Origin of the sequence: Synechocystis sp. LKSZ1 (assembly GCF_040436315.1) — a bacterium.
Taxonomy (GTDB): domain Bacteria; phylum Cyanobacteriota; class Cyanobacteriia; order Cyanobacteriales; family Microcystaceae; genus Synechocystis.
In genome coordinates this window covers 2,773,588-2,789,076 of the sequence record NZ_AP031572.1, presented here as the reverse complement: position 1 = coordinate 2,789,076, position 15,489 = coordinate 2,773,588, and the positions used below count along the sequence as shown (strand labels likewise).

The window sequence follows — 15,489 nt, the reverse complement described above, 5'->3', positions numbered from 1 at the left end:
GCATCAGTTGGGAATAATGCTGGCCTTGGGATTGAGGATCTCCTGACTTTCTCCCAGGGCCGGTAGTGGTTCTGATTCGAGGGAAGACACCTCATGGTTGAGCAAGGGTAAGACGGGAAAGAAGGGCTGGTGCAGACTAATCAATTGGGCCAGGGTTCGTTTTAATTGGGTACGGGGAACAATCGCATCTACAAAACCATGCTGGAGCAGATATTCGGAGGTCTGGAAATCCTCGGGGAGTTTTTCCCGCAGGGTTTGTTCGATTACCCGTCGTCCGGCAAAGCCAATGGTGGCCTTGGGTTCTGCCAAAATGAGATCCCCCAGCATGGCAAAGCTCGCCGTGACTCCCCCGGTGGTGGGATGGGTTAGGACGGGAATATACAACAGACGGGCCTCACGGTGGTGGTGCAGGGCCCCCGAAATTTTAGCCATTTGCATCAGACTCAGCATCCCTTCTTGCATCCTGGCCCCCCCAGAGGCACAAATGATAATGACCGGGAGACGTTCACGGGTCGCATATTCGATCAGACGACAGAGTTTTTCCCCCACCACTGACCCCATACTGCCGCCCATGAAGCGAAAATCCATGACCCCCAGGGCCACGGGCAGGCCATCCAATAGACCCGTCCCGGTTTGCACGGCATCGGTGAGTTGGGTACTTTTTTGACTGTCTTTGATGCGGTCTTGGTAGGATTTACGGTCGCGGAATTTGAGGGGGTCCGTCGGACAGAGATGCTCGTTTAGGGGTTGCCAGGTTTTGGGGTCAATCAATTGACGAATGCGTTCATCACTATCGACACGCAGATGGTGGCCACAGTCGGCGCAAACCATTTGATTGGTTTGGAGGTCTTTTGTATAGGTTAGCACTCCACAACTGGGGCATTTGGTCCACAGGCCATCGGCGATTTCCCGTTCCTGGGGTTGCTGGACAGCGGGCGGTTCAGCTTTTTCACGGTTCGCAAACCAATCGAATAGGGACATATTACAAAATTCGTCTAAAGGAATTGTTCAAAGAGCGTCGATACCTTTTTGAGTGGACGAGGGGCCATGCGTCTCTGCGGCTCAGGAAAAATTGATATTTTAAGGCTCTGAGTAATTGTACCAAACTTCCTCGTCTCTACCGGTGTTCCCTGAGGATCACCAGAGCGTCTCACGGGTTAGATTCGAGCTGAACCACTAGTTTTCGCGGTCGAAATTCTGTGGGATAATTGCCACTGTATGCGTAATTATGACGATCTCAGCATTCTTGAGGATGCCCTCGCCACCGATCCCCTAGATGAAGAAAGCCTAGCGGTACCGGCTCCGGATCCTGAACTGATGTTGACGCTATTGGCCCATCCCGATGCGTCCCAACGGATGGTGGCCGCCAGGGCCTTTTGTGAACTGCAAGATAATCGAGCGATTCTCCCGCTGATTCAGCTTCTTCGAGATGTGTGTCCCCTGGTTCGAGTGAGTGCAGCCTATGCCTTAGGGCGCAATACTGATGCGCAAGTGGTGGAGCCGCTGATTCATTTGCTCAATACCGATTGGAATGGCTATGTCCGCAAGGGAGTGGTCTGGGCCTTGGGTAACTGTGCTGACCGCCGGGCCCTGGCCCCTTTGCTCCATGCTCTGAAAACCGAAATTTCCGCTGTGCGCCTCTGGGCTGCCAGTAGCCTACCCGCCATTGCCAGCCTAGCCTACGAAGATGTGATTGCCACCATTCCGCCCCTAATCGAGGCCCTGCGGCGGGACCCCATGGCGGCGGTGCGGAGTAATTGTGCCTGGGCCCTGGGCCAACTTTGCCGAGAACTCCCCTCCAACGTGGTCTATGCCACGGCCATTGATGCCCTGCTAGAGGCCCTGGTGGAGGATGAAGACTTTGGGGTAAAAGAAGATGCCAAGGCGGCCCTGCTCCGCTTGGGAGACCCCCGTGGCATTCAGATGATTGAAGAACTTGAATTGGAAGGTTTAATTTGACCAAGCCTCTACCCGTGGTATTGGGGGTGAGTGGTGCCTCCGGCCTGATCTATGCTGTGCGGGCCATCAAGTTTTTATTAACCGCCGGCTACGCCCTCGAATTAGTCGCCTCTAAGGCCAGCCACCAAGTCTGGTTGGCAGAGCAAGGTATTCGGATGCCCGTGGAACCAGAACTGCAGGAACAGTTTTGGCGGCAACAGGCCGGTGTCCTGGAGGGGGGCCATTTGCGCTGTCATCGCAGTGGTGATGTCGGGGCCAACATTGCCAGTGGTTCTTTTCGCAGTCTGGGTATGGTGGTGATTCCCTGTAGCATGAGCACCGTGGCCAAATTAGCCGGGGGCCTAAGCTCGGATTTGCTGGAACGGGCGGCGGATGTGCAACTTAAGGAGGGCCGTCCCCTGGTGGTAGTTCCCCGAGAAACCCCCTTTAGCCTGATCCATCTGCGCAATCTCACTACCCTAGCGGAAGCTGGGGCCAGAATTGTCCCGGCCATCCCAGCTTGGTATCACCAGCCCCAAACCATTGAAGACCTGGTGGATTTTGTCGTTGCCCGGAGCCTAGACCAATTGGGCATTGATTGCGTGCCGCTCCGCCGTTGGCAGGGAGGCCAAGGGGTTGATCCGAGTCTGGAGACTTAAAACTGAACTTCGTCGGCAAAGCTGGCCCAGCGTTGAAACTGGAAGGCCCCGGCGATGGAACCCCAGACCAACTCATCGGTGGCAGGATCGTAACCCCGGTCTAGGCTAATCAGGCCTGCCTCACTGACTTCAAAACTATTGTCGAGATAGGTTTCTTTACCGTCCCGGACGATGATACAGTTTTTGCCGGGTTGGACTTCCCCTTTAAAGCTTTGGCCCGTCCAGGTCACAATCATGTCACAACCAGCCATCGGTTCTAAATCGGTGGGTCTCAACTGGTGCAGTTGGCTGGGGTTACGGCTGGCACCGTAGAATTTCTCTTCGTCCTTAATTTTAAAATTTTCGATTTCAATATGGCCCTCAATGACCTTGAGCCGGAGGGCCCGCAAACGATAGGGCCGCTGGAGCATAAAATCGTAGGCCTGCTCTAAAAAGAGGGTCGGCTCAGGAAATTGACTCAGGGGCAGGGGGCGAATGCCTACGCGGATATGGGCGAAAAAGGGAGGATTTTCAAAGGCTTGGGCTTGGTTGCTGAAATCCGCCGCCAACCAGCGTGCCATGGTATGAATATCGGTGGAATGAGACATTTAAACGTTTTTATCAAAAAATCCAATGGGAACAGATAGCCTGAGGGCGATTCTGCACAGTTCGTCTATCATACCCTCTTACGTCGTCTCTCCCGGCTGGACAAGGGGTTCCTTCTCTTGGAATACTGTATGGACAAGGATAAAAATATTAAGAAAGTTTTAAGGGAGGCTTTACTTTTGGTAAACCCTCCTAATTAATGTGGAAAAGTCCACCAGATTATGTGGAAAACAACTAGAGACTGTGGAAAAAGTAAAACAGTTCCAATTTGGCCGTTATAATTAAGCGACTCCGTTAGCTGTGTCTGGTAGCGAATATGGCTTCTTTCACCGTCAATCTGGCCCAAGGTTCTGTTTCCTTTCGTTTTCCCCCGGAAGCGGCCCAGGCTTTGCAAACCGAAATTGCCCAGCTTAACCAGCGCCTAAAAACCATTGCTCAGCAGGTGAACCAGAAGGAGCGACCTACCAAGCAAGATGCCCTAGAGTATCGCCATGCGGGGGATGTGTTTCTAGAGGTTTTTTGTAATCCTAATCTCTACGCCAGCCCCTTTACCGCCAAGGTTTTGCTAACCCTGCGAGATGACCGTATTCGCCTCAGCACCGAAGCAGACCTCAGCCAATTACTCACGGATCTAGAGGATTATTTGGCCCAGATTTGACCATGTTGACGCCTCAAGCAACGGCGGATGGATCCTTCACCTTTTTTTCCGAAACCTTCCAAGAAGCCTTTCATTCTGCCTCCGGGGCTCAGCAGGAAGCGGAGCAAAAGTTTGTTCAGGCCTGTCAATTGCCGGCCTTAGCCCAGCAACGGGACTCGATTACCCTTCTCGATGTCTGCTATGGCCTGGGTTACAATACCGCCGCCGCCCTGACGGCTATTTGGTCGGTCAATCCCCAGTGTCATATCCACCTGGTAGCCTTAGAGCAAGACTCCGAGGTTCCCCGCCAAGCGTTACAGTACCATTTGCTCCAGGCCTGGCCCCAGTCTATCGTCCAGGCCCTGACCCCTCTCGTCGAAACCGGTCGCTACCAGGCCCCTACCCTCACCGCCCAAGTTCTCTGGGGCGATGCCCGACAAACCCTGCGTCCCCTTGCTCCGTTAGCCGCTGATGCCATTTTTCTCGATCCTTTTTCCCCCCCCAAGTGTCCTCAACTCTGGACAGTGGAATTTATTCAGCTTTTAGCTCAACATCTCGGGCCAACGGGTGTCCTGGCTACCTATTCCTGTGCCGCCTCAGTGCGTACTGCCCTCCGTCTCGCAGGCCTCTGTTTTGGCCCCACGCCTCAAGTGGGACGACGTTCACCGGGAACCCTAGCCCAATGGACAGATCAAGGCCTCCGGCCCCTTTCCCCAGCAGAAAGAGAACACCTACAAACTCGTGCGGCCATTCCCTACCGTGACCCCTCATTGCGCGATGATGCTTCAACAATTCACCAGCACCGTCGTCAAGAGCAAAGCCGCAGTGATTTAGAACCCACCAGCCGTTGGAAAAAACGCTGGCTAACCTTCAATCTGGGCTAGGCGAAAGCCCATTTGGCATTCGTATAGAGTTTCCGGGCCAGACAGGGCCGTTTTAATCGGAGCGGCACAGCAGAGATGATTCCCTTGCCAGCGGGGTAGGCCCTCTTGATTGGCCAGCAGACAGCCTTGGCAAACCCGGTGGGCCTGGAAGACTTGTTCATTATTTAAAACAACGAGCATGGCCAACGGCCTCAATGCTATTCCTAGCCCTAGTTTAGGCGATTACCAGCTCATTGGAAGGGTTGCTCAGACTTGACTGGCCAATTTCAACGGGGCCGGAATAAATGATGGTGTTCTGGGTGATAAAGGCGGGAACGCTGGTGGATGGCGGGCTTTAGGGCCGGACTAATCAGGTAAAGGGTGGTACGAATTAAATTTTCCTGCTGACTTACCAGGGCCATATCGCTGAGGGGCACTAGCCATAGCTTTTCATCGGGCCACCCGACCCGGAAACAAATAGCCACGGGGGTATCGGCGGGGTAATGGGCCAATAATTGTGCCTGGGCCGCTACGACATGACGGGCCGCTAAATACAGGCCCAGACTGGCTTGGTGGGCCGCTAGGGAGGCCAATTCTTCAGCGGGGGGAACCGCCGAGGCCGCGCCACTAATACGGGTCAAAATAATTGTCTGAACCAGATCGGGAATCGTTAACTCGGCGTTTAAACGGGCCGCCGCTGCCTGGAAAGCACTAATGCCCGGAATACATTCGTAGGGGATGTCCGCCTCGCTCAAGGCCTGGATTTGTTCATGGATGGCACTGTAGAGGGTCAAATCCCCCGAGTGCAGACGCACAACCCGTTGGCCGGAATGCACGGCTTCAATCATCAGCGGTAAGATCTGTTCCAGGGTTTGATTGCCGGTGGCAATTAATTGAGCATCGGGCCGCACGTCCTGGAGCATCTGTCGTGGTACGAGGGAATCCGCGTAGAGGATCACCTCTGCTTGGGCTAAAATTCGTTGGCCTTTAACCGTCAACAGTTCGGGATCGCCCGGCCCTGCACCGATAAAATAGACGGCGGGCCGCAGGCCAGAAGTCGCGTTAGCAATCGTCACAGAAATTACCTTGTCTGGGGTGAAGTGGGTTGTTGGCCTCGGAAGTCGGGTAGGGGGGTTTTGCCAAGATACAACCAAAGTAAGCCCAGTAGGCCCAGTAAAATCAAGGTGAGGCTCACTACTTGGGCAATGCGCAGAGGGCCGAGCATCAAGCTATCCATCCGCAGGCCCTCAATCCAGAAGCGGCCCAGACTATAGCTCACCAAATACAAGCAGGTCACCGTACCGGTTTTCAGACGAGTGGGTTGTCCCAGACCCCAGAGAAAAACCCCCAAGAGTAGGGCAAAGACACCAAAATTCCAGAGGGATTCGTATAAAAAGGTGGGGTGAAAATAGTCGAACTGGAGGTATCCCGGTGGACGATGGGCCGGAGGAATGAAGAGTTTCCAGGGTAGATCCGTGGGACGACCAAAGGCCTCGGAGTTAAAGAAATTGCCCCAACGACCAATGCCCTGGCCCAGGGCCACCGAAGGCACTAAAATATCCGCCAAATTCCAGAAAGAAAGATGATGGCGACGGACAAAAAATAAAGTCGCTAGGGTGCCACCGATTAAGGCCCCGTGAATGGCAATCCCTCCCTGCCAGATAGCCAGGGCCTGCCAGGGGTTAGCTGCATAATTGGGCCATTCAAAAATGACGTAGTAGAGCCGGGCACAGGGGATGGCCGCCAGCACTAACCAGAGGGCTAAATCACTTATCAATTCGGGTTTTAGATGACGCTTCTGGGCTAAAAATTGGGACAGGAGGACGCCCAGCAGAACCGCAGTGGCAATTAACAGGCCGTACCAGCGCAGGGTGAGGGGGCCCCATTGCAACAGGATCGGCCCAGGGGATTGAAAAGTGAGGAAGGGGAAAAAGAGACAGCAATTAGGAATCAGTAGTACCATAACCAGGACGAAACAGGGAAGCAGGTATCGGGGAAAGCCCTCCCCCACTTTAGCCGGAGTAATAGCGTTTTTCCTTAGCAATCATGCGAGCAGCCAAGGCCCCGCCAATAAAGCCAAACAAATGGCCCTGCCAAGAAACTCCCCGTTGGAGAGGCAGTAGGCCCCACAGAGCACCGCTGTATAGGAAGAGAACGAGGAGAGATAGGGCAATGGACGCACCATTACGCTGGAAATACCCCCGGAACAGCAGAAAGCCCAGATAACCAAAAATCAGAATACTGGCCCCTATATGGACAGAACCCGGTGCCCCAAAGACCCACGTTCCTAGGCCCCCAACCAGCATCGTGATCACGGTGACAATCCAAAAATCACTGGTTTCTTGTAGCATCACCAGCCAGCCCAGCACAAGAAAGGGGACGGTGTTGCTAATTAGGTGCAAAAACCCCCCGTGCAAAAAGGGCGCAAACAAGATACCACGCAGGCCGATGAAACGATGGGGCTGGATGCCAAATTGATCGAGACGATGATGTAGGACGAAAACATCTAAAAACTCTAGACCCCAGAAAATAGCCACAAAACTGGCTAGAATTTGCCATTGATTGTGCAGAATCTGGGCAAAGGACGGCTTGGAAGAGGAAGACATGGGTAACGATGGAGGAGAGCAAACGGTAATGGGCGCTCTAGGGCTAGCGCTCCGTGCCGGGAGGCGGTCATAGGGTAATTCCCCGTAATTGCTGGAAGAGGAGGGTTGCCTGGAGATCCGTCATACCGGCGATGTAGTCCGTAATATTGAGCATCTTAGCGTAGTTACTTTGGTTCGGCGCGGGGCTAAATTGCTCGGGTAACATATAGCGCACCAGTTGACTTTTTTTATTATTTTGATAGATAGCCGTCAAAAATTCCGTCAACAGGCCCCCTAAAACTTCGTAGCCCGCCACCTTAATGCGAACCACATTAGGATGATGAAACACAGAAGCTGATGTTTTAACCTCAATGTTTTTCAGGATGTCGGCAAAGCGACTCTGGCCGACGAGGCTTTGGTCAAATTCTCCCTTTAAAATGCTGGGTTCCCAATCAAGGAAAAGTTGAGCAACTTCCACGACCAATTTATTAATGGCCTTGGCCCTCAGCCGTTTAATCGTTTCTTCTTGATTGACTTCATACTCCCCTAGATCCGTTTCGGCAATGGCGGCTAGCAAATCCCGCACTTCCGAAAAGGGAAGATGGCCCATGTGAAAACCGTCTTCAAGATCAACAATGGAATAGCAAATATCATCGGCGGCCTCCATCAAAAAGGTCAGGGGATGGCGGCACCACCAATGGGCCGGGCCAGGACGACGAACCAACCCCACCGTCTCGGCGACTTCCTGGAATAATTCCTTTTCTGCTTGGAAAAAACCGTATTTGCGGGTGCTTTGGCCCGTGTGATGTTTTAAGGTTTTAGAAGAGATTAAGGATTCGCGGGGATATTTAGTAAAGGTAGCCAGAGTGGTACAGGTCAGTTGCATCCCGCCGTAGCGATGGGGCATTCCCAGGCGGGTTAAAATGCGAAATCCCTGGGCATTGCCCTCAAATTGGTCAAAATCCGCTTTTTCTAGGGGAGAGAGTAAACTCCCTTTGGGGTTGTCTTGACGATACCAATGCTGAAAAGCCGTTTGAATGGCATCTTCCCCAGCATGGCCAAAGGGGGGATTACCAATATCATGGGCTAGGCAGGCAGCAGATAAAATATCGCCAAAATCAGCGGCATCGACCTGCTGGAGCTGATGACGCTGGATAATTTGTTCGCCCACCATCCGTCCCAGGGAACGCCCCACGCAGGAAACTTCCAAGCTATGGATTAGGCGGGTACGGACATCAGCATTTTTAGACAGGGGAAAAACCTGGGTTTTATCCTTGAGACGGCGAAAGGCCGTGGAATAGACGATGCGGTCATAATCCTTTAAAAAAGCGGTGCGCTCAAAGGAACTGTCTTCCGGGTGGGTTTTGCCTAATCGTTTAGCACTTAAGAGTTGTTGCCATTCCATGGGCCGTCCTACGCTGGATGGATATTGGTTGCCTCACAGGGAACCGGTAATAGACTTGGGTTTCAGCCGACAGGAGCCAGCGACGGGGAGAACTTTCCGCTATGCTGAGGACTAATCCTCAACCCGCTCCGACGACTCTGTCCTATGTCTAGCCCTGCCCCTGACCTCCAGGCCATTAGCCAATTTTTCCAAGCCTGGGACAGCTATCAGCAAATCCTCCGCTATAACTACATGGAGCACCGGCAGATCGCCCAGGTACTCCAAACCTACCTCCAGGATAACTGTTGGGAACCGTTTACTTGTTTTGACCTCGGCTGTGGCGATGGTAGTTTTTCGGCCCAGGTCTTTACAGGTCTGCCGGTGGTCAGCTATACCGGTGTGGATCTCTCCCAACCGGCCTTGGCCCTGGCCCAGCAGACTTTCCAGGGCCGCTTCCCCACTTTTCAATTGATTCAGGCAGATGTCTTGAGCTTTATTGGACAACAGAGGGAGCCTGTAGACGTGATGCTCTCCGCTTTTTGTTTACACCATCTGTCTCAGGAGCAAAAACAGTTGTTTTTAAAGGAGGCTCGATCTTGTTTACGGCCCGGTGGCTATTTCCTTTGGGCGGATGTCGTGCGTCAGGCCGGTGAGAGTCGTGAGCAATACCTCCAGCACTACGGCCAGATGATGGAACAGGACTGGCCCCTGGCTACCGCTGAGACTAAGACACTAATTCTGGAGCATATCCGCAGTAGTGACTATCCAGAAACGAGCCTCGATCTCCAGTCCTGGGCTGCCGCTGCCGGTTTTACCCAGCTAGAGCGGCTTTACCAAGGGGTGCAAGGTACGGAGGAGGTTTGGGTTTTGTACTAGTTACCCAGTTTGTCAAAGATTTTGAACATGGGGAGGTACATGGACAGGAGAATCGTGCCGACCATGCCAGCAATAAACACCATCATAAGGGGCTCGATAACGCTGGTTAAAGCCTTAACAGTTTGTTCAACTTCATCTTCGTAGAAGTCGGCCACCTTCATCATCATGGAATCTAATTCCCCAGTTTCTTCGCCAATGCTGATCATTTGAATGGCTAAGGATGGAAACACTTTGGCTTTTTGCAAGGCTAGACTCATCATTCCCCCGGATTGAATTTCAGCGATGGCCCCATCAATCGCGTCGGAAATGATTTTATTGGGAATGGTATCACCAACAATTTCCAAGGACTGAATAATCGGAACTCCGGAGCGGGTTAAGGTTCCAAAAACACGACAAAAGCGAGCAACAGCCGTTTTTTCATTGAGAGGGCCAAAGAGAGGCAGTTTAAGCATCACGGCATCGACTTGGCGGCGCCCCGCATGGGTGGAGTAATAGCGCTTGAATAGAAAAACCGCAACAATGATGACAACAACGGGAATAATCGCCAGGGGACTGCGCAGAAAATTGCTCAGGTTCAGCATGAATTTTGTTAACCCCGGTAATTCGCCGCCTAAGCTTTCAAAAATATTGGCAAAGACGGGAATTAGAAAAATCGTCATTCCAAGGAAAGCGACAACGGCTAAAAACCCAACAGCCACGGGATAGGCCATGGCCGATTTAATCTGGTTTTGTAGGCGAGCCACGTCTTCTAGGAGCTTGGATAGACGATTGAGGACTTCATCGAGTACCCCCCCTGTTTCTCCAGCTTCTACCATACTGACGTAGAGGTCATCAAAACACTCGGGGTAGCGGCGCATGGCCTCCGAGAGATTGTTCCCTTGCTGGACTTCTGAGCTAATGCCGCCTAGGGCCCGTTTCAATTTAGGATTGGGACATTGTTCCCCGAGGACACTTAAACAGCGGACAATAGCCACCCCGGCATTGATCATGACGGAAAATTGGCGGGAAAACACGGCCTTGTCCTTGACCGTAACTTTATTGAGTAAATTTTCGAGAAATTCCAGGTTAATCTCGCCACTAGCTGGTTTAATCGCTCCGATGGCAGGATACTGTTGTTTGAGAATGAGGCGGGCCTGCTCGGGGGACATGGCGTCCACCTTTTTTTTCAGGACTTTACCGGTACTGTCTTTAACTTGGGCAACAAAGGTAGCCATGGTGAATTATTTTCTCCTGCAATATCTCCAAGGGATTTAACTTAACGCCGGACTTTGGCCGCGGCATTAGCGGCGGGAGCATTCGGGGAGGGGACGGCCCCGCCGATTAAGCGCTGTAGCTCATCGGGCTTACCACTCTTGGATAGGCCCTCTTCCATGGAAATGGTGCCGGCCATCACCAAGGTTGCTAGGGCCTGTTCCATGGTCTGCATCCCTAATTTAGCCCCGGTTTGGATGGCGGAGTAAATCTGAGGGGCTTTCCCTTCCCGGATCAGGTTGGCAATAGCGGGGGTAATCACCATAATTTCTTGGGCCATGGCTCGGCCAAATTCCCCCGGTTTTGGGGCCTTTTTCTTAACTAGACATTGGCTGAACACCGCTAGTAGAGAATTGGAGAGCATGGCTCGAATTTGGGCCTGCTGGTTAGCGGGAAAGACGTCCAAAATCCGGTCGATAGTACTGGCGGCTGAATTGGTATGGAGGGTACCAAAGACCAAGTGTCCGGTTTCTGCCGCACTAATGGCGAGGGAAATGGTTTCCAAGTCCCGCATTTCCCCCACCAGAATAATATCCGGGTCTTCCCGCAGGGCCGCTCGTAAAGCATTTGCGAAGCTCTTGGTGTCTTCCCCTTTCTGACGCTGGTGGAAGAGACTCTTGACGTTAGGGAAAACGTATTCAATCGGGTCTTCAATAGTGAGAATATGCTCCGCCCGCGTCCGGTTGATTAAATCCAAAATTGCCGCCAAGGTGGTGGTTTTACCTGAGCCCGTTTGTCCCGTCACCAGGATTAGACCCCTCGGTCGTTCCGCCATTTCCCGAATAATGGTCGGCAGACCCAACTGTTCAAAATTCGGAATCTTCGACGACAGGGCCCGTAAACAGGCCGCGTAACAGCCGCGTTCTTTATACACATTGACCCGAAAGCGGGCCAGGCCCTTAACGCCGTAGGAACAATCTAATTCCCAACTCTGCTCCAATTCCTTGCGCTGGGAATTGTTCAGCATACTAAAAATCAGCTTCTGGCTATCCTGGGGGCTCAAAACTTCATCATTGATGGGGTTCAATTTGCCACTAATGCGGAAATAGACGGGAGCGCCAGCCTGGATATGCATATCCGAGCCGCCCATTTCCACCAATTGTTCCATCAGGTCTTCAATAATATATTCCACAGCCATCGTAGATTGCTCCTTGGTCGTCGAGGGTAACGGTTATTCAAAGTTTAGGGGCTAGATTCAGGAAATGGGGGGATTAACAATAATTTTTCACCATTGTGTTTAAGTAAAGCGGGGAGTCATACAGTAGGGACAATCGAGCCATTCTTGCTGTAGTTCCGCTTGACAAGTCCGGCAGGTGAGGGCGCTCTTGCGCTTGGCTCGTAATTCCGACTCTAGTCCGGTATCGGTGAAGGTGACGCGCTCTACTTCTTCAAGGGTCGTATAGCCTTCCTGTACCAGATTTAAGCTGTAGGCTAAAAGCGTAACCATCCCTTCCTCCACGGCACAATCCTTAATCCGGTCGGTGGTGGCACCTTCATTAATCAGGCTGGCAATGCGTTCCGAGTTCCGCATCACTTCGTACACACCAACTCGGCCTTTGTAGCCACTGCCATTGCATTTAGGACAAAGCGTCCCTGTTTTGCGGGCCTCATGAATTTCATCAGGACTGAGGCTATTGGCCTGGTAGAAGGTAATGGATTCATCTCCAGAAATAGAGAAGCCAAAGCGCGAAAGTTCTTCACGGCCGGGATTATAGGGAATCCGGCATTCGGTACAGACCCGCCGCATCAAGCGCTGGGCCAAGACTCCCAGCAGAGCCCCGGACACCATGAAGGGTTCCACCCCCATTTCATCTAGGCGGGCAATGGCCCCGGCCGCATCATTGGTATGAAGGGTTGTCAATACTAAGTGACCAGTCAAGGCCGCCTCGATAGCGGTTTTGGCCGTTTCCTTATCGCGGGTTTCCCCGACTAGAATCACATCGGGATCCTGACGCATAAAGGCCCGCAGGATATTGGCAAAGTCCATTCCCTTTTCCCGAATGACTTGTACCTGGGTAATACCAGGTAAGGAGTACTCAATGGGATCCTCTGCCGTATTGATATTGACTTCAGGGCTATTGCGCTCCGCCAGGACAGAGTACAAACTGGTGGATTTTCCTGACCCCGTTGGCCCTGTCACCAAAATTAAGCCGTAGGGACGACTGGCTAGTTCTCGCACGGTATTTAGCGTTTCTTCATTGGTAATCAGTTTATCGAGACCCAATTGGGTGGCTGTATTGTCCAGAATCCGCAGACAAACCTTTTCCCCGTAGCGACTTGGGATGGTGTTAACTCGAAAATCGACCTTCCGGCCCTGGTAGATGCGTCGAATTTTGCCATCTTGGGGGGCCCGTCGCTCCGCAATGTCCAAATCTGCCATGATCTTGAAACGAGCAACTACTGCGGGGGTCACCTTGCGGGGTAGGGGATCAAAGGCCTGGTGCAAAACGCCATCCTTGCGGAAGCGAATGCGGAGGGTTTCTTCCTGGGGTTCAATATGAATATCCGAGGCCCCTTCCTGGAGGGCCTTGGCCATTACTTTATTGACCAAATTAATGACTGGAGCTTGGTTCGCGTCCTTAGAGTCCAGGGAATCGGCATCTTCATCCCGCACCTCCCCTAAATTCATGTCCAGGGAGCCAACAATATCGGTAATGTCGGCTAATTTATCTAATTCCTTGTCCTTCGCTTGTTTTTCGCGAACCTGCTCGAGTTCTTGCTGAATGCCATAATACTGCTCCAGGAGTTGTTCAAAATCTTCCTGGGTGATCACCAAACGCCGTAGCTCCAGACCTTTGAAACGCAGAATGCGCTGGAGTTCATCCTGGGCCGCCAGGTCATCGGGGTTGACCATCACCACTAGGATGCTGGGTGGGTCGGTATCCTGCCGAGCCATGGGAAGAACCTTATACCGCCGACAGGTATCTAGGGGAATAAGGTCTTGAATCAGCTCCGCCATTTCCCGCGTAGCCACTGGGGCTAATTCCGGGTCGAGACTATCGACCCCGTAGAGAACTTTTAGCTCAAACAGTTGGTTTTTCTTGTACTGGCGGAGGAGATCCGGCGACAGGGCCCGACCGGTAATGGCTTGAATCTCTTCGGGTAAAGACCGCCCTGACTTCTTGACTTGCACCAGGGCCTGGCGTAGCTGTTCGGGTTCAATATGTCCCCCTGCCACCAGCTTATTGCCAAAGGGAGAAAAGTAGTTACGCAGTGCAACTGCACGAGTCTTTTTAGAAGATGAATAAGCCATAGCACAACCCACGGGAGTTTCGTTAATAACCAGTTTGCCTCACCCATCATCATAATTCACCATCGAGCGGCGAATTTCTCAGGAATTATCGCCCTTGGGAAACTAGATTTGGGTAGGACTAGGGCTGGGTCGTTGGCTGCATTTCTTGAGTGAGAGTTTGTAGTTGACCCAAGAGGGCCTCCTCACGGTCTTGATACTTGAGAGAGCGGGCCAGGGACAGGGCCTGTTCCGTGGCGGTAATAGCCGGTGGATATTGTTTCGCGTTGCGGTAGAGTTGGGCAATGATTTCGTAGGTCTGCATCAGGCCGTAGTAGTTATAGGATTGTTGTTCAACCCGGAGTAATTGTTGATAGATTTGCAGAGCGTAATTGGCTTGCCCATTAGATAAATAGAGGTCTCCTAATTTTTTCAAGGCCAGACTGGCCACGCCGTACTGCCGCAAAGACCAGGCTAAGGTATAGGCTTCTTGATAATTTTTACTCGCTTTTTCAGCTTGGTTGAGGCGATTATAGTCGTCAGCAATGGCAATCTTCAGATCGGGGACTAGCTCAATTTTTTGATTATTAACGTAGCGGTTTAAAAGTGCTTCCTTGATGCGAATAGCATTGTCTGCTTCCGAGGCCTTGCTATAGATCATGGCTAATTTTTGCAAGAAAATCCCTTCGGCGTAAGTATTTTTACTGGCTTGGGCTCGGCTCAACAGTAACTCATATATTTCTGCGGCCTTCGGATAGTCGAATTTTGCCAAATACAGCTCACCTAACATCCCTAGGGCCTGGTTTTCCGCCTTGATGTCCTGGCGTTGTTGGGCCTGGCGACGGAGTTCTTGGTAAAGAGCAATGGACTCATCTAGACTGCGAATTTGTTGATAGGCGGTAGCCAAGGCCGTCAGAATTTCCGGGGTCAAGGCTTTTTTTTGTTCCTGTTCTCGTTTAATCGCTTCTAGGCGATTGCTAATGGCAAGGACGTCCTCCTTACGGCTCTTTTCCCAGACAATGCCACCGACCCGTCCCAGGGCATTAATTTCTTCGAGGGTGCTGAGTTTACGGCGGGCCCGCAATTCTCGGTACCAAATTTCCAGCGCTGCCTCTTGATTGCCGGCATTCCATTGGGCCTGGGCATCTTGATTTAGTTGGTCTAGAGCCTCGCGCAGACGACGGCGTTGAAAAGGTGTCAAGGGCACACTAGCAGGGACTAATGGATCGACCGGAAAGCGGGCCGGATTGAGGGGATCGGTCAACTCTCGGGTGGTGGCTGGTGGGGGTGGGGCCGTGGGGGTAAAGGGAATGGCCGGCCCTGGTTCAGGCAAAATCCCCAAGCCAGCCAGGCCAAGGGTCAGGGCAAGGGCGTAGCGACGGAAACGATAGAAGCCAGAGAGGAACACGATGGACAAAACGGGAGGTACAGGTTGGCCAAAATCTTAGCATAGAGCCTATTCTCCCTAGGGCTAGGATTGGG

The 15,489-nt window shown here is 52.4% G+C and carries 16 protein-coding genes; 5 read left to right on the top strand and 11 right to left on the bottom strand.

The genetic code is table 11. The features are described from left to right. Positions 1 to 3 precede the first annotated feature (3 nt). Positions 4 to 981 carry an acetyl-CoA carboxylase, carboxyltransferase subunit beta gene (accD, locus tag ABXS88_RS12610; protein WP_353672395.1) on the bottom strand — a complete coding sequence of 326 codons (978 nt, stop codon included), beginning with the start codon at positions 979 to 981 and terminating at the stop codon, positions 4 to 6. A 237-nt stretch (positions 982 to 1,218) separates the two neighbouring features. On the opposite strand from accD, the gene ABXS88_RS12605 reads away from it, so the two are divergent. Both ABXS88_RS12605 and ABXS88_RS12600 read left to right on the top strand, forming a co-directional pair. Further along, on the top strand, positions 1,219 to 1,959 hold the full coding sequence (locus ABXS88_RS12605) for a HEAT repeat domain-containing protein (protein ID WP_353672394.1): 741 nt from the start codon (positions 1,219 to 1,221) through the stop codon (positions 1,957 to 1,959). Further along, positions 1,956 to 2,597 carry a flavin prenyltransferase UbiX gene (locus tag ABXS88_RS12600; protein WP_353672393.1) on the top strand — a complete coding sequence of 214 codons (642 nt, stop codon included), beginning with the start codon at positions 1,956 to 1,958 and terminating at the stop codon, positions 2,595 to 2,597. The genes ABXS88_RS12605 and ABXS88_RS12600 overlap by 4 nt, the downstream gene beginning before the upstream one ends. Here the strand turns inward: ABXS88_RS12600 and ABXS88_RS12595 are convergent. Continuing rightward, a complete protein-coding gene (locus ABXS88_RS12595) occupies positions 2,594 to 3,184 on the bottom strand; it encodes a chromophore lyase CpcT/CpeT (protein ID WP_353672392.1) in 591 nt (196 codons plus the stop codon). The two genes, ABXS88_RS12600 and ABXS88_RS12595, sit on opposite strands and share 4 nt — an antisense overlap. 314 nt (positions 3,185 to 3,498) lie before the next feature. Between ABXS88_RS12595 and ABXS88_RS12590 the strand changes: the two genes are divergently transcribed. Next, positions 3,499 to 3,840 carry a hypothetical protein gene (locus ABXS88_RS12590; RefSeq protein ID WP_353672391.1) on the top strand — a complete coding sequence of 114 codons (342 nt, stop codon included), beginning with the start codon at positions 3,499 to 3,501 and terminating at the stop codon, positions 3,838 to 3,840. A 2-nt stretch (positions 3,841 to 3,842) separates the two neighbouring features. After that, positions 3,843 to 4,703 (top strand): MnmC family methyltransferase, encoded by an 861-nt coding sequence (locus ABXS88_RS12585; protein ID WP_353672390.1) that lies wholly within the window; start codon positions 3,843 to 3,845, stop codon positions 4,701 to 4,703. On the opposite strand, the gene ABXS88_RS12580 is transcribed toward ABXS88_RS12585, so the two are convergent. The 5 genes from ABXS88_RS12580 to ABXS88_RS12560 all read right to left on the bottom strand — a co-directional run bounded on the left by ABXS88_RS12580 (position 4,683) and on the right by ABXS88_RS12560 (position 8,672). Further along, complete coding sequence (locus ABXS88_RS12580) at positions 4,683 to 4,883, bottom strand: hypothetical protein (RefSeq protein ID WP_353672389.1); 201 nt, start codon at positions 4,881 to 4,883, stop codon at positions 4,683 to 4,685. The genes ABXS88_RS12585 and ABXS88_RS12580 overlap by 21 nt on opposite strands. Positions 4,884 to 4,969: 86 nt before the next feature. Next, positions 4,970 to 5,752, bottom strand: a complete 783-nt coding sequence (cobM, locus tag ABXS88_RS12575) for a precorrin-4 C(11)-methyltransferase (protein ID WP_353674822.1) — start codon at positions 5,750 to 5,752, stop codon at positions 4,970 to 4,972. Positions 5,753 to 5,763: 11 nt separating this feature from the next. Continuing rightward, positions 5,764 to 6,645 carry a prolipoprotein diacylglyceryl transferase gene (lgt, locus tag ABXS88_RS12570; RefSeq protein ID WP_353672388.1) on the bottom strand — a complete coding sequence of 294 codons (882 nt, stop codon included), beginning with the start codon at positions 6,643 to 6,645 and terminating at the stop codon, positions 5,764 to 5,766. Between the two features lie 49 nt (positions 6,646 to 6,694). Then, positions 6,695 to 7,288: a rhomboid family intramembrane serine protease gene (locus ABXS88_RS12565; RefSeq protein ID WP_353672387.1), complete on the bottom strand. Its 594-nt coding sequence runs from the start codon at positions 7,286 to 7,288 to the stop codon at positions 6,695 to 6,697. A gap of 67 nt (positions 7,289 to 7,355) precedes the next feature. Beyond that, positions 7,356 to 8,672: a deoxyguanosinetriphosphate triphosphohydrolase gene (locus ABXS88_RS12560; protein ID WP_353672386.1), complete on the bottom strand. Its 1,317-nt coding sequence runs from the start codon at positions 8,670 to 8,672 to the stop codon at positions 7,356 to 7,358. 144 nt (positions 8,673 to 8,816) lie between these two features. Between ABXS88_RS12560 and ABXS88_RS12555 the strand changes: the two genes are divergently transcribed. Then, positions 8,817 to 9,527 (top strand): class I SAM-dependent methyltransferase, encoded by a 711-nt coding sequence (locus ABXS88_RS12555; RefSeq protein WP_353672385.1) that lies wholly within the window; start codon positions 8,817 to 8,819, stop codon positions 9,525 to 9,527. Here the strand turns inward: ABXS88_RS12555 and ABXS88_RS12550 are convergent. The 4 genes from ABXS88_RS12550 to ABXS88_RS12535 all read right to left on the bottom strand — a co-directional run bounded on the left by ABXS88_RS12550 (position 9,524) and on the right by ABXS88_RS12535 (position 15,415). Then, positions 9,524 to 10,741 carry a type II secretion system F family protein gene (locus ABXS88_RS12550; RefSeq protein ID WP_353672384.1) on the bottom strand — a complete coding sequence of 406 codons (1,218 nt, stop codon included), beginning with the start codon at positions 10,739 to 10,741 and terminating at the stop codon, positions 9,524 to 9,526. The genes ABXS88_RS12555 and ABXS88_RS12550 overlap by 4 nt on opposite strands. Before the next feature lie 41 nt (positions 10,742 to 10,782). Then, the gene (locus ABXS88_RS12545) at positions 10,783 to 11,916 is read right to left on the bottom strand and encodes a type IV pilus twitching motility protein PilT (protein ID WP_353672383.1); all 1,134 of its coding nucleotides are present in this window, start codon (positions 11,914 to 11,916) and stop codon (positions 10,783 to 10,785) included. A 99-nt stretch (positions 11,917 to 12,015) separates the two neighbouring features. Beyond that, a complete protein-coding gene (locus tag ABXS88_RS12540; RefSeq protein ID WP_353672382.1) occupies positions 12,016 to 14,031 on the bottom strand; it encodes a GspE/PulE family protein in 2,016 nt (671 codons plus the stop codon). A gap of 118 nt (positions 14,032 to 14,149) precedes the next feature. Next, positions 14,150 to 15,415, bottom strand: coding sequence for a hypothetical protein (locus tag ABXS88_RS12535; RefSeq protein ID WP_353672381.1), 1,266 nt, complete (start codon positions 15,413 to 15,415; stop codon positions 14,150 to 14,152). Positions 15,416 to 15,489 lie beyond the last annotated feature (74 nt).

Excerpts from the sequence above, each read along its gene's own strand:
- ABXS88_RS12545 (WP_353672383.1), bottom strand. The coding sequence starts at position 11,916 with ATGGCTGTGGAATATATTATTGAAGACCTGATGGAACAATTGGTGGAA.
- ABXS88_RS12580 (WP_353672389.1), bottom strand. The coding sequence starts at position 4,883 with ATGCTCGTTGTTTTAAATAATGAACAAGTCTTCCAGGCCCACCGGGTT.
- ABXS88_RS12540 (WP_353672382.1), bottom strand. The coding sequence starts at position 14,031 with ATGGCTTATTCATCTTCTAAAAAGACTCGTGCAGTTGCACTGCGTAAC.
- ABXS88_RS12585 (WP_353672390.1), top strand. The coding sequence starts at position 3,843 with ATGTTGACGCCTCAAGCAACGGCGGATGGATCCTTCACCTTTTTTTCC.
- ABXS88_RS12565 (WP_353672387.1), bottom strand. The coding sequence starts at position 7,288 with ATGTCTTCCTCTTCCAAGCCGTCCTTTGCCCAGATTCTGCACAATCAA.
- ABXS88_RS12590 (WP_353672391.1), top strand. The coding sequence starts at position 3,499 with ATGGCTTCTTTCACCGTCAATCTGGCCCAAGGTTCTGTTTCCTTTCGT.
- ABXS88_RS12555 (WP_353672385.1), top strand. The coding sequence starts at position 8,817 with ATGTCTAGCCCTGCCCCTGACCTCCAGGCCATTAGCCAATTTTTCCAA.
- ABXS88_RS12560 (WP_353672386.1), bottom strand. The coding sequence starts at position 8,672 with ATGGAATGGCAACAACTCTTAAGTGCTAAACGATTAGGCAAAACCCAC.
- ABXS88_RS12595 (WP_353672392.1), bottom strand. The coding sequence starts at position 3,184 with ATGTCTCATTCCACCGATATTCATACCATGGCACGCTGGTTGGCGGCG.
- accD (WP_353672395.1), bottom strand. The coding sequence starts at position 981 with ATGTCCCTATTCGATTGGTTTGCGAACCGTGAAAAAGCTGAACCGCCC.
- ABXS88_RS12605 (WP_353672394.1), top strand. The coding sequence starts at position 1,219 with ATGCGTAATTATGACGATCTCAGCATTCTTGAGGATGCCCTCGCCACC.
- ABXS88_RS12550 (WP_353672384.1), bottom strand. The coding sequence starts at position 10,741 with ATGGCTACCTTTGTTGCCCAAGTTAAAGACAGTACCGGTAAAGTCCTG.
- lgt (WP_353672388.1), bottom strand. The coding sequence starts at position 6,645 with ATGGTACTACTGATTCCTAATTGCTGTCTCTTTTTCCCCTTCCTCACT.